We start from the raw sequence: 21,261 nt of genomic DNA on the forward strand, positions 1-21,261 counted from the left end.
CTATCGTCTAATATGTGCTGAAAAATCCTTGTGCTCTCTTTTATCCAGTTCCTCTTTACTCATACTTCGGAAGTGGTCATAAGTGATCTTCATACCCTCGCTCCTTGAAACTTGAGGTTCCCACCCCAGAATTTCCTTCGCTCTCGTGATATCGGGCTGGCGTTGCAATGGATCATCCTGCGGCAACTCCTGAAAGATGATCTTCTGTTCTGTTCCGGTTAGCTTAATGATCTCTTTGGCAAAATCAAGTATGGTGATCTCATCGGGATTTCCAATATTTACGGGCTTGGAATAATCGCTAAGTAAAAGTCGGCAAATGCCTTCTACCTGGTCATCAACATAACAAAAAGAACGTGTCTGAGAACCATCTCCAAAGACGGTAAGGTCCTCGCCTCTTAATGCCTGACCTATAAAGGCCGGAATCACTCTACCATCATTTAGTCGCATTCGCGGACCGTACGTATTGAATATTCTTGCGATCCTTGTTTCCAGACCATGAAATCTATGATAGGCCATGGTAATGGATTCTTGAAAACGTTTTGCTTCATCATAAACTCCTCGAGGTCCTATAGTATTCACATTGCCATAATAATCCTCATTCTGCGGATGTACCAAGGGATCTCCGTAAACTTCAGAAGTGGAAGCAATTAGAATCCTGGCATTTTTTTCTTTTGCCAGACCAAGACAATGATGGGTTCCAAAGGAACCAACCTTCAAGGTTTGTATAGGAATTTTCAAATAATCTATAGGACTCGCCGGAGAGGCAAAATGCAATATATAATCAAGATCTCCGGCTACATGAACGAACTTGGTAATGTCATGATGATGAAATTCGAAATTCTTTTCCTTGATGAGATGTTCAATATTCTTAAGATCACCAGTAATAAGATTATCCATTCCAATAACAGAATAACCTTCCCTGATAAACCGGTCACATAGATGAGATCCTAAAAATCCTGCTGCTCCTGTAATTAGTATTCTTTTTGACATATCCTGTTTTTAAACAACCTCATCTATCAAGTCCCAAAGACTTTTCCTCCAATCCTTGATCTCACCGATCTCCTTTAGTGCTTTTTCCTTGGAAAGCACACTATATTCAGGCCTTCGTGCCAAGGTCTTAAAAAATCCCGTTTTATTTAGAACAACCTGATCAATTTTTCCTGAATAATTTAATATTTCTTCAGCAAAATCATACCAGGTCGCCTGTCCCAGATTACTATAATGGTAAATGCCCGTTGCTGAAGATTCTTTCTGAATACCATCCAGAACATATATGGCCAGATCGTTGGCATTGGTTGGAGTACCAAGCTGAGTGGTCGTTATATTTAAGGTTGCTTTTTCAGCAGCTTTTTTTAAGATCGTGCAGAAAAAATTATGTCCGAATTCTGAATACAACCAACTCGTTCTGAAGATCAAATGATCGTCAAGAACTTCAGTGATCCGTTGCTCTCCCGCTAATTTGGAGGCTCCGTAAACATTGATGGGGTTTACATCATCGGTTTCCAGATAAGGTTCTGTTTTGCTTCCGTCGAAAACATAGTCGGTTGAGAAATGGATCATTTTAACCTGCTTTGCAGCACAAACTTCTGCAAGTTTAACTGCCGCTTCAGCATTGATCTGGAATGCCTTCTCTTTCTCAGATTCTGCTTTTTCTACATTGGTATAAGCCGCTGCATTAATACAGAAATCGTAAGATCGCGAAGAGAATAACTTTTCTACTTCAGCAAAATCGCTAATATCCAACTCGCGCGAGCTCTTGAAATCGAAGTTGAGATCGGAATATTTTTTTCTATGCTTTCTAAAACATGAACCTAACTGACCATTTGCACCGGTTACCAGTATATTCTTCAAAATACATCTTTTAGAAATGGAAGCTCTTTGTCTTTATCTGATAAGATCATTTGATCTTCAGGAAAATTCCAGTCGATATTGAGATCGGGATCATTGTATCTAATTCCGGCTTCAGAGCCTGGAGTATAATAGTGATCACATTTATAAGCAAAAACAGAACGTTTGGAAAGCGTTACAAAACCATGTCCAAAACCTTTCGGAACATAAAGCTGAAACAAATTCTCATCGTCCAGTATTACAGAAAAAGTCTTTTTAAAACTTGGAGAATCTGGCCGTAAATCCACCACCACATCCAAAACCTTCCCGTGGATCACTCTTACGATCTTGGTTTGCGCGAATTCTCCCTGTTGATAATGCAGTCCCCTTAAGACACCATAATGCGACATAGATTGATTATCCTGAACGAATTCAGCATCTATACCACTAAATTCTGCCAGCCTCTTGCGATGATAAGTCTCCAGAAATAAACCACGATGATCTTCAAACATGGTAGGTTTGATGAGCAGGCAATCTTTTAGCGGAGTTTTTTCAATTTGCATAAACGGTTTTTAGGAATTGAAGATCTGTTCCAGGATCTTTTCAGTAATAAGATAGGTTGGTTTCACTCCAGATGTTCCAAGTCCTCCAGAAGCAAGTGTACTTCCTGTTTCCAATGGATTATCTGATGCGTAATAAGCATATCTTACCTGAACATCTTCATCAATACTTCCTCGTAATCTGGAAGCTGCCTGTATCGCTTTTTGGTAATGTGCACCTTCCATTTCCAGACCACACACATTCCATGTAGAATCATGGAAGAATCTTAGAATATCCTTATTCTGCAATGATGTTCCCAGTACAGTGATCATTGCTCCGTCTACCACGCTAATTCCCTGGCCTTCAAGATCAGATTTCTTTAACTGGTTTTCAAAAGGATAATTATCTGCTGTTCCTTCAAATAAATGGGCATCAGGAATCATAATATCACCCTTGCCACCTTCAAGAATCCCCGCTTTCCCCATGATAGAAACCGACTTCACATTGAGTTTGATCTCTTTTCCGTCGTTATCAAAAGGTTTAAGCAGTTCATCCATAGTTTCATAAGCCTGCTCACCAAAGGCGTAGTCCATGACCACTAGTACCGGTTTTTCTGAAAGATCTATATCAGCGAATTTATCGGTTTGGAAACCACCTTCCAGTTGCGCAGTATCAAAGATCTGCACATCGATATTGGTTCCGCTTTTATCTTCAAGAAAGGTCATCCCGTTGTCCAGAGCAAACTTGGTGATCTTGGTTCTAAGGTTCCCATTTCCACTATCACTTAGTTCTTCGTAAATATCAAGGGGTTTTTTCTTTTTTAATTCTGCTTTGAAAGCGCACGGAGTATACAAAGTGTTCATGACACTGTGCATATTCGCAGAGATGATATGAATTGGTCTTTTTATAAGTTCTTCTTTGGTTAGAAAACTCTTTATATCATTCGCCCAGACTTCTCCGTGAATGTGATGTCCCAGTCTTTCCCGCAGCACAGGGCTAAAAGTGATAATTCTTTTTTCATTCTGAACCGCTTCCTTGATCGCCATTTTTCCAAGAGACCAGATCACTCTAAGAAATCTGTCTGGATTGTCTGGTGTGCTGAATTTAGGATAAAGTTTATTGATATCTGAAAAAGTTCTTCCCAGGATACTAGCGGTATGGGTAAGAGCTATTTCCCGCTGTGATTGTGTAAGCGGATCTTTCTGGGTTACTGCAAAATCCAGTTTTTCCCAGTCCCGGTTCACGCTCCCGTCTTCATCAATAATCACTCTTTTCATGATCTTATGCGATTCTATAAATAGAAAAGTAAGATGCGTAAGGATATCATAGATCTCTGAGCGACCACGAGTGATCTCAATGTTCATTTGCTCATCATCGATCCTATAGCAGTTTCTACGTCTTTTCGGCGGTATAATAGGCTTGAAATGCGAATTCCCATAGCCTTCATCGCTGGTTAGGTTTATAAACCTGCATTCTTCGATACCGTGTGGTAAACGATCTATAACGTATAGCAAACCTTCCAGTTCTGCTTTTTCATTCGCGATAGATCCGTAAATTTCAGGACGTAATGTAAGTAAGGATTCCCTTAAAGTTTCTCCGGAAACACCCATAGGTTTATAAAAACCACGGTTAAAAAGGTGTCTCATAGTGATATACATTCGTTCAATTGCTCCTGAACTTTCCTGAGCTCTTGTTCTTCCCTGTAACTTTAATATTGACATAGTTTTGTTTTATATAATCTCGTTTAATTTATCAGCAATCTTCCTGTCGTTGGATAATCTTGGCAGTTTATTCTGTCCTCCAAGCTTTCCAATAGATTTCATGTATTGCTGAAATGTGTTTGGGGGCAATTTAGTGATCTTGAGCCTCTGAAGGATGCTTCCATCTATAAGATCCTTATAATATGAATTCTGCTGTTGCATTGCTCTATCGATAACTCCCGCAAAATGATCTATATCCTGGGGTTCTTTTTCAAATTCTATAAACCATTCATGGTACGGTAGTTCATCATTATCCGGACTAATTTGTGGTGCTACCGTAAACTCGCTAATAGCAGCCTGTGTATCTTTAACTGCTTCCTGCAAGGCCTCTTCCACTTCTTTAGCGATTACATGTTCTCCAAAAGCTGAAATAAAATGCTTGATCCTTCCGGAAACTATGACTCTGTATGGTTTTACTGAAGTGAACTGTATCGTATCGCCAATATTATATGCCCATAGACCAGCGGTAGAACTTATGATCATGACATAGTTCACCCCAATCTGTACATCCTTCAGAAGTAAACGTGCTGGGTTTTCTTCAAAGAATTTATCTGCTTCAATAAATTCGTAAAAAATCCCTGAGTTTAGCTGAAGCAGCATACCATGAACATTCTGCTTATCCTGAAAAGCAAAAAAACCTTCCGAAGCAGGGTATAATTCAATACTATCTACCCTTCTGCCAATTAATTTTTCGAATTTGGCTCGATATGGTTCGTAATTAACTCCGCCATAAATGAACAGGTCAAAATTTGGAAAAATCTCTCCTACCTTTTTCCCTGTCTTATCGATCAATCTTTCAAAATACATCTGCACCCAGGACGGAATCCCGCTTATTACCGACATGTCCTCCTGTACAGTTTCCTCCACGATCGCATCCACTTTCGTTTCCCAATCGTCGATACAATTAGTTTCCCACGAAGGCATTCTGTTCTTTTGAAGATAGCCTGGAACATAATGCGCCACGATTCCCGATAACCTGCCTAATTTCACTCCGTTTTTCTCCTGCAACTCCGGACTTCCCTGCAGGAATATCATCTTACCATCCACAAACTTACTATTCCCGGTATCATGGATATAGCATAAAATGGCATTTCTGGCAGCTTCTATATGTGTGGGCATACTGTCTTTGGTTAGTGGAATATATTTGGCTCCACTCGTGGTCCCTGAAGTTTTCGCATAATACAAAGGTTTTCCAGGCCATAATACATTCTCTTCTCCGGAAACCATCAGGTCCATATAATTCTTTAACTCTTCATAATCTCTTACCGGAACCTGCTTTGAAAAATCCTGATGATTGTTGATATTTTGAAAATCGTGATCCTTACCGAATTTTGTATTTGCGCCCTTTTTCAATAATTGCTGAAATACTTTCTCTTGGGTATCATGAGGATTCTCAACCCATTTATTCATTTTTTTTCTAACATAGGACGCAAAGATCCCGGCAGCAAAAGATTTTATAGACATAAATTAATTGAAATCAATATATTCTGAAGGATCCACAGGGTTTCCTTCGTTCCAAAGTTCAAAATGTAAATGCGGTCCTGTAGTAAATTCACCGGTATTACCAGCAGTAGCGATCACCTCGCCAGATCGCACTATATCGCCCTGACTTTTACTTAGTGAAGCATTGTGTTTGTATACCGAAAGCAAACCATAACTGTGTTCGATGATGATCACATACCCGGTTTCAGCAGTCCACTCGGCAAAGATCACACGACCATCTGCAACCGACTTTATTGGCGAATTCCTGGTGGTAACGATATCTATAGCATAATGCTTATTTTCGATATTATAATTTTCAGAAATAGTCCCTTTTACCGGCGGAAACAGTGAAAAGTTGATGTTATCTGTTGCTGTTGGCAGGATATTATATTTGTCCTCCTGAGCTACTTCTTCGCGCAACAGACTATCTGCCTTGATCCGGTTAATTTCCTGATATTCCAGGTCAGTGATCGGCTGGCTTAGAATAGAATCCCTGTCCAGTTGCTGTACATCAAACTCTCCTCGTAGCGCATCCTGTATAGACTTCAAATACTGGTCGTTCATACGCATCCTGTTCTGCAGAGAATCTGAGGTATATGCCAGTTTTGTAGCCTTTTCTTTCAATGCTGCGGAAGAATAACCAGGAATATACTCTCGCAATGGTGTAAACGCAATCAGGAAGGTAGTCATAGCGATCAATAGAATTGCAGAGATACCAACAGCTACGAAAACGTTCAATCTGGTTAGTCTAAAAGAGAACCTTTCCTCAAAAGTATCTTCGTTAAGAACCACCATGCGGTACTTATGCAGCAGTTTCTTAGCGAACTTCTTTTTAGGTTTTGTGTTTTCAGCCATAGCCGTGATTGAGTATTACAAAGATAAATTAAAATAATTCGAATTCCTGAATGACCGTGACCGTTATTATTAGTGAGCAGGTATACATCAATTTATTGTCTTCTTAACGTTTATATTAGGTTATTCTTGTTAAGTTTGTAGAACAAAATTATAACACATGAACGCATTTATCTTGCCTTTGGCTATAGGAGCACCACAAATTATCCTGATTGTAGTGGTAATATTGTTGCTTTTTGGAGGACGAAAAATCCCGGAATTAATGAGAGGCCTTGGTAGCGGAATTAAAGAATTTAAAGACGCTTCTAAGGATGACGAGAATCCTGCAACTACAGATGATAGTAAAAAAGTACCGGAAGAGAACAAGTAAACCGGTATTTTAGAATATATAAAAGCCCAACTTTTCAGTTGGGCTTTTTTTAGTTTAGTTCAGTTTTGCCGATCGCAGTATAGCATCGAGCTCGAAGATATTATCCCGTTTTGCCCTCGATGGTGAGAATACAAATCCTTCCAGGATCAAATACCTGTTATTCGCTTCATCCTTTACAGCATAGTTCACAAAGGGTCCAGCCATAAAATCATTTTGTACCTCCCACGTACCTCTTGTTTCATAAGCAAATTTGCCATCAACTGTAGATTCGAACAAGTATGGAGCATATGCTTTTTCAGTGATCATATAGGAATTTTCCAGACGACCTGGGATCATCGCTTCTCCAATAGAATCACGCATTTTAATGATGTTTGCAACTACGCTGGAGTCATTATCTATAGAACTCATAGGAACCTCGTAAATAAGAATTTCCATGCTTCCCTTTGGGATCTCTTTTCTAATCCAGCTGAATTTATCTTCATCCTTAGCATATCTGTAAGCTGAAGGAAAATTTAGATCTATTCCAAATTTCTCTTTCAGTGCTACATCATCTGAAAGTGATTTTCTAATTCGGCGTTGTTTCTCTGTAAGTTCGGTTTGTTTAAGAATGTCTATAATAGTATCAGACTTTTTCTCAATCACATCTATGATATCCTGCGAATTTGCCCCTTGTAGTACAATTCCTTTTTGAGGACGGGAAAACTCATCACTTACCACGGCCATTCCCTGTTTGCCATTTTCGATTTTTAAAAAGATCCTGCTGTTACGTACAAACCCGGTAAAAGTTTCTGGTGGTATCTGGCTTAAGCTGAAAAGTGGTTCTTCCTGTGGCAGTCCGTCTACCGGCGCTGCGAATTTAGTCCTTATGGCCTCACCTACTTCACCTTCCCACATTTGATTATCGATCACTACTGTGAGCTGATTTATGTTTCCGGAAGAATCTGATAGGATTCTGGTGTCTTTCTTTTGATCTTTACTTTCCTCGCAGGCAAAAAACAGGAAAATACTGGCTAATAATAATAAACTACGTTTCATTTTTTCGGATTAGGTTTTTTTAGAACCTTAACCTTTGGAAATTTTGATCTTCATTCCAGGTTTAAGGCTGTTGGTATTCATATCATTCCAACTCCTCAAATTCTGTACCGTAACTCCCGGGAACTTTTTTGAGATGCTCCAGAGACTATCTCCACTCTTAACCGTATAGATCTTTGGGTTCGATGAATTAGAGGCTGTGGAAGTATTTGAAGAGGATGCTACGGGCTTTCTAGGATAGATGGTTAGATACTGTCCTATTCTTAAATTATTACTACGCATGTTATTCCAGCGCCTAATACTACTAACCCCAACCCCGTATTTTTCTGCGATCTTGCCTAGATAATCGCCTTTTCTTACTCTGTAACGAACCTTATCCTCGGTTTTCACCAGTTGTGGTAGTTCTTTTTCCTTTTCTTTTGCCTGAGTATCTACAAAATCATAGATCGCGTTTTCATTGGAAACAAATTTCCCAATCGCCGGTTTCGGCAATCTTAACGTATATTTTTCGTCTTCTACAAATGGAATGATATCAAGCTTATAGCTTGGATTTAAAAACTGAAGCATTTCTTTTTCTACTCCCGTTACTTTGGATATCTGATCGAAAGTAATCAACTGCTTCACCTGTAGTGTATCAGTTTCAAAAAATACAACATCTGGATTTGCTGGCTGAAACTTATGCTCATCGGCATACTCAAAAAGATATAAGGTAGCCAGAAATGCAGGAACATAACCTGCTGTTTCACGTGGAAGGAATCTTCTCAAGTGCCAGTAATCTGTAGATCCACCGCTTCTTCGTATTGCTTTAGACACATTGCCGGGGCCAGAATTGTAAGAAGCAAGTACAAGGTTCCAGTCACCAAAGACTTTATATAAACTTGAAAGATATTGCGCTGCAGCTTCCGTAGATCTTGATGGATCCATACGCTCATCTACGTAAGAACTTACATCAAGTCCGTGCATCTTCCCGGTTGGAAACATAAATTGCCATAAACCTGTAGCACCAACTCGTGATTTAGCTCTGGGATTTAAAGCCGACTCTACAATAGATAGATATTTGATCTCTAAAGGAACATCATATTTATCCAATTCCTGCTCGTAGAGCGGAAAGTAGTAGGTACTTAGAGCCATAAGTCGCTCCATTCCTTTTTTATTCCTTTTCAGATATGATTTTATGACCGATTCCAGTATTGGATTGTACTCAACGTTAAAAGGCGTTCTTGCATTCAGCCTGGCTAACCTTGCCTTAAGAGTATCTGTAGGAAGTTCATCATAGACCACTTTTTCGTAGTCCTGATCTTCTATAGACTTCTGCATGGTCTCAAAAAGATCTGAATTTGTAAGCTCCAGCCTCCAGAGAGAATCTATAGTCTTTGCTTTAGGAAGATCTGAAAGCGCCACTTTTGATGAATCTCTGATCACTGCGGAAATAGGCAGTTTATTCTGAAATTCCGGATCTGGTTCAGTCAGTTTGATTTCAGTATCATCACTTTTCTGAAAGATCTGAACTCTGAAATTCGCTTTTTCCTCACGAACCTTCTTATCTTTCTCCTGAGCAAAACCAGAAATTCCTGCCAATAGCAGCACTGCAAAAAATCTTCGTTTCAGCATAAAATTATTTTGAATTACAAACGGGAATTAATCAAATTTCGTACCCGATTAATTCCTAATTGCTTCGATACCCGGAAGTGATTTTCCTTCTAGCATCTCCAGCATCGCTCCACCACCGGTAGAAACATAACTCACCTTATCTGCAAATCCAAATTGTTTCACCGCGGCAACTGAATCTCCTCCTCCAACTAAAGAGAAAGCACCATTTTCTGTAGCTTCTACGATCGCTTTACCAAGCTCTATAGTTCCCTGAGCAAATGTCTCCATTTCAAAAACACCCAGTGGACCGTTCCAAAGAATGATCTTGGAATCCTTGATCACATTTGCGAAATTCTTAACTGTTTTTGGACCTACGTCAAGTCCCATCCAACCATCAGGAATATTATCCACACTCTCAACCTGTGTGCTCGCCTGTTCAGAAAAACTATCTGCGATCACTGAGTCTACCGGTAAATGAACTACCACGCCTTTTTCCTTAGCTTTTTTAAGGATTTCAAGAGCAAGTTCCTGTTTATCATCTTCCACTAGTGAAGTTCCAATATGCCCACCCTGAGCTTTAATAAAAGTATAAGTCATTCCACCACCAATGATAAGGTGATCGATCTTATCAAGAATATTCTCTATTACGGTGATCTTGGAAGACACTTTCGCACCACCAAGTACAGCTGTTACCGGCTTCTCACTACTATTTAATACCTTATCAAGACTTTTGATTTCTTTAGCTAACAAATAACCAAAGCACTTATCCTGGAAGTATTTAGCTACGATAGTTGTGGAAGCATGAGCTCTGTGTGCAGTTCCAAACGCATCGTTTACGTAAATATCACCAAGTTTCGCAAGCTTTTCAGCGAAAGCTTCATTTCCAGCAGTCTCTTCATCATGAAACCTAAGATTTTCCAGTAAAAGAATTTCTCCAGACTTAAGATCATTCGCAGCCTTTTCAACTTCCTCACCAGTACTGTCTTCAACAAACTTAACGTTCACGCCAATAACTTCGGAAACTTTGTCCTGAATGTGTTGTAACGAGTATTTACTTTCCTTTCCTTTTGGACGACCCAGGTGTGACATTAGAACTACACTGCCACCATCTTCAAGAATTTTGATAATTGTAGGTTTAGCAGCTTCTATTCTATTGGCATCAGTTACCTCCATTTCATCATTCAATGGCACATTAAAATCTACTCGAATCAAGGCCTGTTTACCATTAAAGTTATAATCGTCTATAGTTTTCATAGGTTTGCTTTGTTACAAATATAAATTTTTCCGAAGATAATAAAGCTTATATAATTTTATATTTGCCTATGCTTTTTAGAGAAATAATAGGCCTTCCGCATATAAAAAATCACCTTGTGACCACGGCAGACCGGAGAAGAATTCCGCATGCTCAACTTTTTTCCGGAAAGGCTGGTAGTGGTACTTTACCCATGGCGATCGCCTACGCTCAGTATATATTATGTGGCAATTCCAATGGAGAAAATGATTCAGAAAGTTCAGCTTCCTGCAATCTTAAATTCAATAATCTTTCCCATCCAGATCTGCATTTCGCATTTCCGGTGGCAACCAATGAAAAGATCAAAAAACATCCGGTTTCTTCACATTTTCTCGAGGAGTGGCGAGAGTTCGTTCATACGAATCCCTACGGAAGTTTGTATGATTGGTATCAAAGTCTTGGAATTGAAAATAAGCAAGGCAAGATTGGGGTAGATGAAGCTCATGAGATCGTAAAATCACTTTCCTTAAAAAGTTATGAAGGTGGTTTTAAAGTGATGATCATCTGGATGCCTGAAAAAATGAATAATGAAGCTTCTAATAAGTTGCTGAAATTAATTGAAGAGCCGCCAAGCAAAACCATCTTTTTACTTGTTACTGAAGCTGAAGAACAAATAATACAAACCATTAGATCCAGATGCCAACGATTACATTTTCCACCCCTTGGGGAATCTGATATAGAAGATTTTCTAATACGCAAAGAGGATTGCGAGCCAAAAATTGCAAAGAAGATTGCGCATCAGGCTAATGGAGACTACACGAAGGCAGTACACATTCTAAGAAAGGATGCGGGAGACGAACAGTTTCAGACCTGGTTTATTCAATGGGTGCGGAGTGCATTTCAGGCTAAAGGAAACAAAGCTACAGTATTGGAGCTGGTAGCCTGGAGTGATGAGATTGCATCCCTCAACCGTGAAACTCAAAAAAGCTTCCTTCGCTATTGTCTAGACTTCTTTAGGCAGGCCATGCTTCAGAATTATAAGGCTAAAGACTTAGTATACAATGATATTGAACCAAAAGTCTTTAAATTCGATAAATTCGCCACCTTTATTAATGGTAAGAATATTGGAGAAATTTCCGAAGCAATAGAAACTGCCATTTATCATATTGGTAGAAATGGAAATGCTAAAATCATACTGACCGATCTTTCAATTAAACTAACCCGATACCTACACAAAAATTAACGAATTATGGAAAATCTGAATACCTATATTACTGAGATTCTAATACTGCTATTCATTCTTATCACATTCTTACAATCTGGAGTGGATAAAATGATGGACTGGAATGGTAATACAGGTTGGTTGAAGGAACATTTCTCAAAAACCTTTCTGGCAGGAATGGTTCCCCTCATGGTTGGAATTATACTGGTGATCGAAGTCATTGTCGGACTTCTCGCAATCGCTGGTATCTATACTTTAATAGCCAGCGGTGATCCTGATTTGGGACTACTAGCCTCCATTCTCGCCTGTGTTACCTTGCTTATGTTGTTATTTGGACAAAGAGTTGCTAAAGATTATGCAGGAGCATTTACGCTCACTGGATACTTTATCGTATGTATACTGGGTGTATGGATGATGAATTAAAAAACTTTTTAAATAAAAAAGGCTCCTAATTAGGAGCCTTTTTTATTTAAGCTATTCGTAGAGTTTAGTCTTCTACTTCTTCGTTTTCTTCAGTAGTAACATCAGATCCACCGTATTGCTCGTTCAATTCAGCTAGAACATCCTGAGTAATATCAAGACCTTCTTCAGCATACATAATATTTGCAGATTCATTGGAACCAAAAATGTAGGTATAACCATTATCCTTTCCGTAGTCTTTCACGTATCCCTTAACCTTTTCAACTAAAGAATCCATAGCAGCCGTACTTTGCTCTCTAAGACGGTTACTTTGCATTTGCTGTTGTTGTTGTAGCATTTGCTGTTTTTGCATAAGCGTACGTTCCTTTTCCTGTCTTTGTGCATCAGACATGGAATTCATTTCAGACTGGTAAGCCTGAACTTCTTCCTGAAAAGATTTTGCAACAGAATCCAGTTGTTGACGAACAGAATCTGATTTTGAAGTGAACTCAGCTTCCACTTCTTTCATTTCTTTATATTCCTGAACCAATACTTTAGTATCTACATAAGCTGTTTTTTGCTCATTACAGGATACCATTAAAATTGCAACTGCAGCAATTCCGAAAACTTTTTTGATCATAGTTAAAAAATTTGATTGGCAAAGGTAATAAACTAATCTCAGAGTAAAATAGGAGATTGAAGAGTTATTATCGATAAGATTAATCTAAAATAACTTCATTATAAGTTTAATCTATCAAAAATAATATATTTAAATCTGTTTTAAGAGACTTTAAGCAATTTTGTGGTATGAACATTATACATATATATCAACTGCTCTTAAAATGGCTAAAATAAGCTTATTTATGATTTTCTGTAGAAATAAGCAATGGAAGAGTACTCTCTGGTAGATCTAGCCTTAAGGTTGGAGATTAGACCGCGCCAAATTGCATTTATTTTAGAAGGCTTCTGTTTTTGATTCTCCTCGCTTAACAGACTTACATAAAATGAATCGAATATTAAAGGTTTTTCACAAACCTCTATAAGGTCATTCTCTTTTAAAAGCTGAGCAATACCACTTCTAGAAAAATGCCAGAGATGTCTTGGAACGTCCCAGGCAGCCCAATAATCTTGATAATAATAAGCATCATAGGATCTATGATTTGGAACTGCGATAATAAGAAGCCCATCCTTATTTAATTTAGCTATAAGTCTTTTCAAGATTTCTTCATAATCCGGAATATGTTCCAATACGTGCCAGAGGGTAATTACATCAAATGTTCTTGCATCCAATTTATTCAGATTGTCCTCAATTGTGATTCCTTTTCTCGAAGCTAAAGATCTGGCATCTTTATTTGGTTCAACACCAAATGCATTCCAGTTCCTATTTTGCATATATGCCAGAAAATCTCCGGTACCAGCTCCATAATCCAGAAGTTTGCAACCCGCTGTTTCCTGCTCAATCCATTTTGCTTTTTTCAAAAGCATTTTAGACTTTACATACTGATAGATCTTATCCTGAAGATTTTCTTTTGAGTCTGTGTGAGAAATATATCTATCACTCTCGTAATAGGCCGGTAAATTTTCTGGAACAGGGGAAGTACGCAAGATTCCAGGTTCGCTTTCTAATATAGAAAAGGTTTCCTGAGATACCAGATGATCTTTACAGGTAAGTATAACTTCCTGCGTTTCCTTAGCTGATTTTATCTGATTTGATTCTATCAAAATTCTAATTGTTCCACGTGGAACATGAGTAAATTATCGACCCATGTATACCAATAATACTGAAATATCGTTAGGACTTACTCCGCTAATTCTAGAAGCTTGAGAAACTGTAGCAGGTTGAACTTTTTTAAGTTTTTCCCTCGCCTCGTATGACATACTTTTTATACTGGAATAATCAAAATTCGACGGAATTCTTACGTTCTCTAGACGATTTAATTTGTCAGCATTGTTTTTCTCCTTTTCAATATATCCTGAATATTTGACCTGAATTTCCGTTTGTTCGATCATTTCATTATTAAGATCATTCTCAACGATAAATTCATTTACGCCAGAAAAACCACGTACATCTTCCATCGTAATTTGTGGTCTTGAAAAAACTTTAAAGACCTTATCACTTTGTTTCATGGGAGAAGAATTTCGATTCTCCAGAACAGGATTCGCTTCTTCCGGGACCACACTAAGATCCTTAAGGTGCTGAACAAACTTTAAAGACTTATCTTTTTTCTCTTCCATTTTTCGCATACGTTCTACGGAAGCTAAACCAATATTATAGGATTTCTCGGTTAACCTAAAGTCGGCATTATCCTGTCTCAATAAAGTTCTATACTCAGCTCTTGAGGTAAACATTCGATAGGGTTCTTCGGTACCTTTCGTAATGAGATCATCTATAAGAACACCAATATATGCCTCGTTACGCTTCAGAATAAATTCTTCTTTTTCCTGAACTTTTAGAGCAGCATTTATACCAGCCATCATACCCTGACAAGCCGCTTCCTCATACCCTGTTGTTCCATTTATCTGCCCGGCAAAATATAAACCATCAATTAACTTAGTCTCCAGGGTATGCTTCAACTGAGTTGGTGGAAAATAATCATATTCGATCGCATAACCTGGTCTGAAGAATTTCACATTCTCAAATCCCGCAACAGATCGCAAGGCTTTAAACTGAACATCCTCCGGAAGTGAAGTTGAAAATCCGTTCACATAAACCTCTACAGTATTCCAACCCTCGGGTTCTACAAATAACTGATGTCTGTCCTTATCTGCAAATCTATTGATCTTATCCTCTATGGAAGGACAGTATCTTGGACCCAGACTTTTTATACGTCCGTTAAACATGGGAGATCGATCAAAACCATCCTTTAGTATCTCATGCACTTCATTAGAAGTGTAAGTCATAAAACAACTACGTTGTTTTTCTAACGGCCTAGTCTCATCTGAATAAGAAAATTTAGAAGGTTTTTCATCACCAGGTTGTTCGATCATCTTAGAATAATCCAGAGATCTACCATCCACACGTGGAGGAGTTCCTGTCTTCATTCTTCCCGCCTCAAATCCAACATCAATAAGATCCTTTGTGATTCCGGTTGCAGCTCTTTCCCCTGCTCTTCCACCACCAAATTGCTTATCACCTATATGGATGAGTCCGTTTAAAAATGTTCCATTGGTACATATAACAGATTTAGCACGAACTTCCAGACCCAAGGAAGTTCGAACACCAACAATCCTATCATTTTCGATGATCAGTCCTGCGACCATTTCCTGATAAAAATCAAGATTTGGGGTTTGCTCCAGCTTTAAACGCCAGTCATCAGCAAAGCGCATACGATCACTTTGTACGCGCGGACTCCACATTGCAGGTCCTTTGGATTTATTCAACATTTTAAACTGGATAGCACTAGTATCACTTACAATACCACTATAACCACCCATCGCATCTATTTCTCTTACAATCTGACCTTTTGCGATGCCACCCATAGCAGGATTGCAGCTCATTTGAGCGATATTCTGTAAGTTCATTGTAATTAAGAGCGTGCTACTACCCATATTAGCGGCAGCGGCGGCAGCTTCACTTCCCGCGTGACCAGCTCCAATTACTATAACATCATATTCCTTCTCGAACATAAAATCTTCTTTTCTTTACGATTGTTCCACGTGGAACATTTCAATTTTCTCGTCTTCCTTACGTCGCATTAATTCACTTTCACTTTCAGATTTATCCTTATATCCACAAAGATGTAACATACCGTGAGCTATAACTCTTTTCAGTTCCTGAAGAAAATCTACATTATATTCCCTAGCATTCTCCTCTACTCTCTCTGTACTAATGAAAATATCTCCATTTAGAGAATTACCTACAGTATTATCAAAGCTGATAATGTCTGTATAGGTATCATGATCTAAATAATTCTGGTTGATCTCCAGTAAGTACTCATCATCACAAAAAATATAATTGATCTCGCCTATATTCTTATGCTCAGATTTTGCAAGTCTGAATAACCAGTCTTGAAACAGTTCCTCATCTATGAGATTGTAACTATTTTCATTAAAAAAATTAATTGTTCCTTTTACCAAAATATTCCTTGACCTTAGATCTGTAAATTTGCTGCAAAGGTAAGACTTGTCTGTTTAAAATTTCAGTCGATTGGAAATAATCTTTAGCGGTATTTATCTGGTTTTGAAGCTCATTCTGGTAGTTCAGGGTATTCAAGTTTGATTTCCGATTATTATCAAATCCTTGACTTTGTGCAGCGCTCTTCATTTTCATTAACTCATAATCCAACTGCTTCATTCTTTCCAAAATTTCCGAATCAAAACCCTTGTCCAGAAGGTCCTGCTCTATTTGCTCCATAGTTTTCTCTAGAGCGTCAGATGACCCGTTTTCCATTAATTCATTTAGTTTCCTTCTTATATTCTGCTGGCGTTTATATATCTCAAATATTTCACCAGAATTTTGTTGACCAGGCTTTCCAGACTTTTCAGGAATCTCCATATTTTGCTGCATATCATGCTGAAGTTCTTTTTGCTCATCGATGATCTGTTGCAATTGAAAGTCCTGTCCATCACCAGAACCAGATTGAGGATTGGACATCATCTCCTGCATCGAATCCAGAACATCAGATAACATAACTGCAAGATCATTTGCCCCGGTAACAACATATTGCTGGCTAGCGGTTCCCTGCCCTATTTGATTTTCAGCAAGTCGTTCCAGCGACTTTTCTATATCAAAATCTATGTCGGTAAGTTTGGAAGTAATCTTATTTGAGAACATAGGATTTTGTAGCGCCAGGCTGTAAATACTATCATCTATATGTTCAAAGTTTTCGCGAAGTTCGCTTTGATCATTAAGTTTGTACGCATAAGCCGGACTTGTTTGTTTGATACTTTTGAAGTCTTCCATAAGATCCTCCTGTATCAAAGAAAATCTTACAAGATTATCCAAAATTTCGCGTAGTACTTTAGCATCTGCTTCCAGCTTTTGCATTTGTGCCTGCATACCGGCTTGTTGCATTTTAGAACTCAATTGCCGCATTTTCTTAGCAGCATCCTTTTGTTCCTCGCTGGCATTCTTTTGCTGTTGTAATTGTTCTGACGCCTTCTTTTGATCTTCTGAAATTTCCTCTTCTATGGCTTCATCGCGAGCTAAGGATTTTGGTTTTTTCAATTCCTGATTGTCTCTCGATAAGGCATCTAATTCCTCCTGAATTCTATCAAAATCATTATTTAGATTTTCCTGTTCCTCTGAACTTGGTTCAGGAACGTTCGATATTTTCTCCTGTTCATTGGCTAGACGATTCAGATCCCGAGCTATCTTTTGTTGTTTCTCTTCTATATAATATCGTTTGGTAAGTTCCAGAAGCTGCTCAAGATTACGCTCATTGTTCTTATTATTTTTACTCAGATCCTCCAACTTTTCTCCAAGATTTTCTTTCTCAATTTTATCAGAATACTCCTGAAGTTCCTTTAATAATTCCTCGTTCTCTTTCAGGCTATTCTCATTCTCCTCAAGCCTTTGTTTTAGATCTTCTTTATCTGAGGATGGTTCATCATTAGATTGTTCTTCTATAGTTTGCTGAAGTTCCTTGCTATGCTTTTGCATTAACTCATTCTGGATCTTCTGCCTTTCTAAAAATTGGTTCAGCCGTTGCTTCTCGTTGTAATTCAAGTTATTGTTCTCCCTGTCTATCCTTTGAAGCTCTTGCAGTTCATTCGAATCCCTTCTGAATTGTTCCAGTTCTTCGGAAATCGTCTCGATAGAATTCTGCTGTTTCTGCAGTTTTTGATCTTCTTTTTCAGTTTTGGTGATCTTTCGGTAATTAAGGATCTCTGACCTGCTCGATTTAGCTCCATTTACACCATCATTATCAAATACTTCAAAATAATAGGAATATGACATACCAGGTTCAAGTTGCAAATTATTGGGAAAGCTATAGTAGAATTCATCCACAAGAGCTGAGCTAATTTCTAAATTTTGAGTCTGCTGTTTCTGAATCGAATCTTGCGGATAATAAACCAACTGCAATCGTGAGATTCCATGATCGTCTTCTACGTGACCTTTGATGTAAGTCTGCTGTAAGTCTAAACTATCTCTTGTGCTTTGCACAGCTATTTCCGGGTGAAGATCGCGCACTACTTCAATTTGATAATCTAACTTTTCATGTTCAGTTGTAAAAGCGTTAGAAGAACTGACAGAATAATCAAAATCTCTAAAAATTTGATGCTCTATTTCAGCTTGATGATCATTTACTGATAGGTTGCGGACTGAGTCATTAATCGTGAACTGTACAAAATCTGTAGCTATAGTTGAAAACCTCCAGGTTAATTTCGAACCTTCAGGCACCTGAAAGGAACCCATACCTTTGAATACCTGCTCATCTAAATTTAGATAATTGGGATAACTCACCTCAACTTCCATATTTGTGATCAACGGTAGTGCCAAAACCTTCAACTTATAAGTCCTAGAACTTATATCAGCACCATGTAATTTGAATTGTAGAGAGTTGTCTACATTTTCAAACTTATAAACAAAGCGTCCATTCCCTACTGCAGTAAGAACACGTTTGTAGTCATCTGTAATAAGATGCAGCTCTTCAGGAATCTGGTCTCCTTTAATCTGTACTACCAGTTCAAAATCTGAATTCTGAAATGTTTCCAGTTTATCATTCAGTACTAAAAATTGAAATGGAGCCGGCTTTTCGAACGCCTGATCATAATTACTTATTCTGTTAAAACCCTCAGTAAAAACGTGAGCGATATTAGAGATCCGCAAAGCAAATATGATCAGTACAGGAAGAATTACAACCGGTAAATATTTACGGTTCTTCTTTAGCTCAACTGCTTCAGAAAAATCGAAGATTTTTAAATTCTTAGCTTTTTGATCAATGCTTGCTATAAGTAATTCAGATCTTTCAGAAGTATGACCCAGTTGCAATAAATTGAGTAACCTATCCCCTATTTCTTGAAAATGTGTTCCTATAATTTCTGAAGCCTGTTCTTTATCTATTCCCTTCCGTAGTTTAAAAAGTTTCGAAAGAGGTATCCCAATAAAGTAAATGAAAAGGGCAATTTCTATGGCGATAAACAACCAGAACAGGAATGCTCTTACAGATTCATTAAACCAGAAGAAGTGCTCGAGGCTTCCGATTAGGAGAAAATACGACAACCCAATACCTGCAAAGAGCATCAAGCCCTTTAGGATCTGGCTGAAATAATATTTTCGAATGAAAGCATCAAGCCTGGAAATTACGCGATCAAAATTGCTGGTCACTTCTTCTATAGTTTGTTTAAAAATACGATAATTAAGACACTTTAATTAGTAATTGGCTGAGTTTAGGAATGCTTGAATAAGGTTGTATCTTTGCACTAAAATTCACTTTTTATGTCTTCTAAAGTTAGAGTAAGATTTGCTCCGAGCCCTACGGGACCATTACATATTGGTGGTGTAAGAACCGCTTTATACAATTATCTATTTGCCAAAAAACACGGTGGTGATTTCGTTCTTCGTATTGAGGATACAGATCAAAACAGGTATGTGGATGGAGCCGAAGATTATATTATCGAATCCCTGAACTGGTGCGGAATCCCTTACGATGAAGGGCCGGGCAAGGAGAAAGGCTTCGGACCGTACAGGCAAAGCGAGAGAAAAGATAAGTATCGTGCTTATGCAGAAGAATTGATAGCATCTGGAAACGCATACTATGCTTTTGATACTTCAGAAGAACTAGACGCACATAGAAAGGATCACGAAGAAAAAGGTAAAACCTTTATATATAACTGGCATAACAGGGAAAAGCTCAATAATTCCCTTACCCTCTCTTCCGAAGAGACAAAGGAGAAAATTGAAAACGGGGATGCTTATGTGATTAGGTTTAAATCTCCGCAAGATGAAACCTTGCATTTAAAAGATGTGATTCGAGGGGATATGGAAATTGATTCCAACATACTTGACGATAAGGTTCTATTTAAAAGTGATGGAATGCCAACCTATCACCTCGCCAATATCGTGGATGACCATTTGATGGAGATCACGCATGTAATTCGTGGTGAAGAATGGCTGCCTTCTCTCGCTTTACATTATATGCTTTATCGTGCGTTCGGATGGACCGCTCCAGAATTTGCCCATTTACCACTTATTCTGAAACCTCAGGGTAAAGGGAAATTAAGCAAAAGAGATGGTGAAAAAATGGGCTTCCCGGTATTTCCTCTTGAGTGGAACGATCCAGCAACTGGGGATGTTTCTACAGGATACAAAGAAGAGGGTTACTATCCTGAAGCGGTAGTAAATATGCTGGCATTTTTAGGATGGAATCCTGGAACAGAGCAGGAATTCTTTAGTCTGGAGGAATTAACGAGCGCTTTTGAACTGGAACGAGTACATAAAGGAGGTGCAAAATTTGACCCTGAAAAAACAAAATGGTTCCAGCAGCATTATATGCAGGAAGCAGATGAATCGAAGGTTACAAAGGAATATCAAAAGATCCTGAAGGAAAAAGAGATCGTGGTAGAAGAATCCTATGTTAAGAACGTAGTTAACTTGATCAAAGAAAGAGCAGTGTTTGTAGAGGATCTCTGGGATCAGGGATATTTCTTCTTCATCTCCCCTACTTCTTTCGAACCAAAAGATGCTAAAAAAGCATGGAAAGAAGGTTCAGCGGAATTAATGAATGAATTAAAAACCTTCCTGGAAGGACAGGATAATTTTGAAACCGAACAACTACAGGCTGAAGTCAAAAACTGGATAAAAAGCAAGGAGATTGGTTTTGGAAAGGTAATGATGCCTTTACGTCTCGCGCTGGTTGGAGCATTACAAGGACCAGACGTTTACGAGATTGCAAGCTATATTGGAAAACAACAAACATTAAGCAGGCTTACTAAAGCCATTGAAACGTTGGGATAATTGATTCTGAATATTATTTAAGCCGGTAAGAAACTTGATCTTATCGGCTTTTTTTAT

The 21,261-nt window shown here is 38.4% G+C and carries 18 protein-coding genes; 4 read left to right on the forward strand and 14 right to left on the reverse strand.

Features of this window, described 5'->3' with window-relative positions; all coding sequences use genetic code 11:
- Genes ACNI3T_RS06600 through ACNI3T_RS06625 form a run of 6 tightly spaced genes read right to left on the reverse strand, consistent with a single transcriptional unit; the run spans position 1 to position 6,464 of the window.
- Positions 1 to 990, reverse strand: coding sequence for a UDP-glucuronic acid decarboxylase family protein (locus ACNI3T_RS06600; RefSeq protein ID WP_418227144.1), 990 nt, complete (start codon positions 988 to 990; stop codon positions 1 to 3).
- 9 nt (positions 991 to 999) lie between these two features.
- Complete coding sequence (rfbD, locus tag ACNI3T_RS06605; RefSeq protein WP_418227145.1) at positions 1,000 to 1,851, reverse strand: dTDP-4-dehydrorhamnose reductase; 852 nt, start codon at positions 1,849 to 1,851, stop codon at positions 1,000 to 1,002.
- Positions 1,848 to 2,390, reverse strand: coding sequence for a dTDP-4-dehydrorhamnose 3,5-epimerase (gene rfbC, locus ACNI3T_RS06610; protein ID WP_141876438.1), 543 nt, complete (start codon positions 2,388 to 2,390; stop codon positions 1,848 to 1,850). Before rfbC ends, rfbD begins: the two co-directional genes overlap by 4 nt.
- A 9-nt stretch (positions 2,391 to 2,399) precedes the next feature.
- Positions 2,400 to 4,088 carry a DUF6909 family protein gene (locus tag ACNI3T_RS06615; RefSeq protein WP_418227146.1) on the reverse strand — a complete coding sequence of 563 codons (1,689 nt, stop codon included), beginning with the start codon at positions 4,086 to 4,088 and terminating at the stop codon, positions 2,400 to 2,402.
- Between the two features lie 9 nt (positions 4,089 to 4,097).
- The gene (locus ACNI3T_RS06620) at positions 4,098 to 5,591 is read right to left on the reverse strand and encodes a GH3 auxin-responsive promoter family protein (protein WP_418227147.1); all 1,494 of its coding nucleotides are present in this window, start codon (positions 5,589 to 5,591) and stop codon (positions 4,098 to 4,100) included.
- A gap of 3 nt (positions 5,592 to 5,594) precedes the next feature.
- A complete protein-coding gene (locus tag ACNI3T_RS06625; RefSeq protein ID WP_418227148.1) occupies positions 5,595 to 6,464 on the reverse strand; it encodes a murein hydrolase activator EnvC family protein in 870 nt (289 codons plus the stop codon).
- A gap of 157 nt (positions 6,465 to 6,621) precedes the next feature.
- Here ACNI3T_RS06625 and ACNI3T_RS06630 point away from each other — a divergent pair, with 157 nt between their 5' ends.
- Positions 6,622 to 6,831 carry a twin-arginine translocase TatA/TatE family subunit gene (locus ACNI3T_RS06630; RefSeq protein ID WP_026913640.1) on the forward strand — a complete coding sequence of 70 codons (210 nt, stop codon included), beginning with the start codon at positions 6,622 to 6,624 and terminating at the stop codon, positions 6,829 to 6,831.
- Between the two features lie 54 nt (positions 6,832 to 6,885).
- Here ACNI3T_RS06630 and ACNI3T_RS06635 read toward each other — a convergent pair whose 3' ends face one another.
- Genes ACNI3T_RS06635 through ACNI3T_RS06645 form a run of 3 tightly spaced genes read right to left on the reverse strand, consistent with a single transcriptional unit; the run spans position 6,886 to position 10,707 of the window.
- Positions 6,886 to 7,866 (reverse strand): DUF4837 family protein, encoded by a 981-nt coding sequence (locus ACNI3T_RS06635; RefSeq protein WP_418227149.1) that lies wholly within the window; start codon positions 7,864 to 7,866, stop codon positions 6,886 to 6,888.
- Positions 7,867 to 7,893: 27 nt separating this feature from the next.
- Positions 7,894 to 9,474 (reverse strand): lytic transglycosylase domain-containing protein, encoded by a 1,581-nt coding sequence (locus tag ACNI3T_RS06640; RefSeq protein ID WP_141876433.1) that lies wholly within the window; start codon positions 9,472 to 9,474, stop codon positions 7,894 to 7,896.
- A 48-nt stretch (positions 9,475 to 9,522) separates the two neighbouring features.
- The gene (locus ACNI3T_RS06645; protein WP_418227150.1) at positions 9,523 to 10,707 is read right to left on the reverse strand and encodes a phosphoglycerate kinase; all 1,185 of its coding nucleotides are present in this window, start codon (positions 10,705 to 10,707) and stop codon (positions 9,523 to 9,525) included.
- A gap of 68 nt (positions 10,708 to 10,775) precedes the next feature.
- Between ACNI3T_RS06645 and ACNI3T_RS06650 the strand changes: the two genes are divergently transcribed.
- Both ACNI3T_RS06650 and ACNI3T_RS06655 read left to right on the forward strand, forming a co-directional pair.
- Positions 10,776 to 11,927, forward strand: a complete 1,152-nt coding sequence (locus ACNI3T_RS06650) for a DNA polymerase III subunit (RefSeq protein ID WP_418227151.1) — start codon at positions 10,776 to 10,778, stop codon at positions 11,925 to 11,927.
- 6 nt (positions 11,928 to 11,933) lie between these two features.
- Positions 11,934 to 12,329, forward strand: coding sequence for a DoxX family protein (locus tag ACNI3T_RS06655; RefSeq protein WP_418227152.1), 396 nt, complete (start codon positions 11,934 to 11,936; stop codon positions 12,327 to 12,329).
- A 64-nt stretch (positions 12,330 to 12,393) separates the two neighbouring features.
- Here ACNI3T_RS06655 and ACNI3T_RS06660 read toward each other — a convergent pair whose 3' ends face one another.
- The 5 genes from ACNI3T_RS06660 to ACNI3T_RS06680 form a co-directional block, all read right to left on the reverse strand.
- The gene (locus ACNI3T_RS06660; protein ID WP_418227153.1) at positions 12,394 to 12,945 is read right to left on the reverse strand and encodes an OmpH/Skp family outer membrane protein; all 552 of its coding nucleotides are present in this window, start codon (positions 12,943 to 12,945) and stop codon (positions 12,394 to 12,396) included.
- Positions 12,946 to 13,166: 221 nt separating this feature from the next.
- Positions 13,167 to 14,027, reverse strand: a complete 861-nt coding sequence (locus ACNI3T_RS06665; RefSeq protein ID WP_418227154.1) for a class I SAM-dependent methyltransferase — start codon at positions 14,025 to 14,027, stop codon at positions 13,167 to 13,169.
- 33 nt (positions 14,028 to 14,060) lie between these two features.
- Positions 14,061 to 15,932, reverse strand: coding sequence for a tRNA uridine-5-carboxymethylaminomethyl(34) synthesis enzyme MnmG (mnmG, locus tag ACNI3T_RS06670; protein WP_418227155.1), 1,872 nt, complete (start codon positions 15,930 to 15,932; stop codon positions 14,061 to 14,063).
- A gap of 15 nt (positions 15,933 to 15,947) precedes the next feature.
- Complete coding sequence (gene ybeY / locus ACNI3T_RS06675) at positions 15,948 to 16,382, reverse strand: rRNA maturation RNase YbeY (protein WP_418227156.1); 435 nt, start codon at positions 16,380 to 16,382, stop codon at positions 15,948 to 15,950.
- A complete protein-coding gene (locus ACNI3T_RS06680) occupies positions 16,363 to 19,575 on the reverse strand; it encodes a DUF4175 family protein (protein WP_418227157.1) in 3,213 nt (1,070 codons plus the stop codon). The genes ybeY and ACNI3T_RS06680 overlap by 20 nt, the downstream gene beginning before the upstream one ends.
- 111 nt (positions 19,576 to 19,686) lie before the next feature.
- Between ACNI3T_RS06680 and gltX the strand changes: the two genes are divergently transcribed.
- Positions 19,687 to 21,204, forward strand: coding sequence for a glutamate--tRNA ligase (gltX, locus tag ACNI3T_RS06685; RefSeq protein ID WP_418227158.1), 1,518 nt, complete (start codon positions 19,687 to 19,689; stop codon positions 21,202 to 21,204).
- The last annotated feature ends 57 nt before the right edge of the window (positions 21,205 to 21,261 follow it).

It is taken from the genome of Christiangramia qingdaonensis, assembly GCF_048381525.1.
In the GTDB taxonomy this organism is placed as follows: domain Bacteria; phylum Bacteroidota; class Bacteroidia; order Flavobacteriales; family Flavobacteriaceae; genus Christiangramia.

Bases quoted from the DNA above. Each gene is read 5' to 3' on its own strand.
- ACNI3T_RS06600 (WP_418227144.1), bottom strand. From the start codon at position 990: ATGTCAAAAAGAATACTAATTACAGGAGCAGCAGGATTTTTAGGATCT.
- rfbC (WP_141876438.1), bottom strand. From the start codon at position 2,390: ATGCAAATTGAAAAAACTCCGCTAAAAGATTGCCTGCTCATCAAACCT.
- ACNI3T_RS06615 (WP_418227146.1), bottom strand. From the start codon at position 4,088: ATGTCAATATTAAAGTTACAGGGAAGAACAAGAGCTCAGGAAAGTTCA.
- ACNI3T_RS06620 (WP_418227147.1), bottom strand. From the start codon at position 5,591: ATGTCTATAAAATCTTTTGCTGCCGGGATCTTTGCGTCCTATGTTAGA.
- ACNI3T_RS06625 (WP_418227148.1), bottom strand. From the start codon at position 6,464: ATGGCTGAAAACACAAAACCTAAAAAGAAGTTCGCTAAGAAACTGCTG.
- ACNI3T_RS06630 (WP_026913640.1), top strand. From the start codon at position 6,622: ATGAACGCATTTATCTTGCCTTTGGCTATAGGAGCACCACAAATTATC.
- ACNI3T_RS06635 (WP_418227149.1), bottom strand. From the start codon at position 7,866: ATGAAACGTAGTTTATTATTATTAGCCAGTATTTTCCTGTTTTTTGCC.
- ACNI3T_RS06640 (WP_141876433.1), bottom strand. From the start codon at position 9,474: ATGCTGAAACGAAGATTTTTTGCAGTGCTGCTATTGGCAGGAATTTCT.
- ACNI3T_RS06645 (WP_418227150.1), bottom strand. From the start codon at position 10,707: ATGAAAACTATAGACGATTATAACTTTAATGGTAAACAGGCCTTGATT.
- ACNI3T_RS06650 (WP_418227151.1), top strand. From the start codon at position 10,776: ATGCTTTTTAGAGAAATAATAGGCCTTCCGCATATAAAAAATCACCTT.
- ACNI3T_RS06655 (WP_418227152.1), top strand. From the start codon at position 11,934: ATGGAAAATCTGAATACCTATATTACTGAGATTCTAATACTGCTATTC.
- ACNI3T_RS06660 (WP_418227153.1), bottom strand. From the start codon at position 12,945: ATGATCAAAAAAGTTTTCGGAATTGCTGCAGTTGCAATTTTAATGGTA.
- mnmG (WP_418227155.1), bottom strand. From the start codon at position 15,932: ATGTTCGAGAAGGAATATGATGTTATAGTAATTGGAGCTGGTCACGCG.
- gltX (WP_418227158.1), top strand. From the start codon at position 19,687: ATGTCTTCTAAAGTTAGAGTAAGATTTGCTCCGAGCCCTACGGGACCA.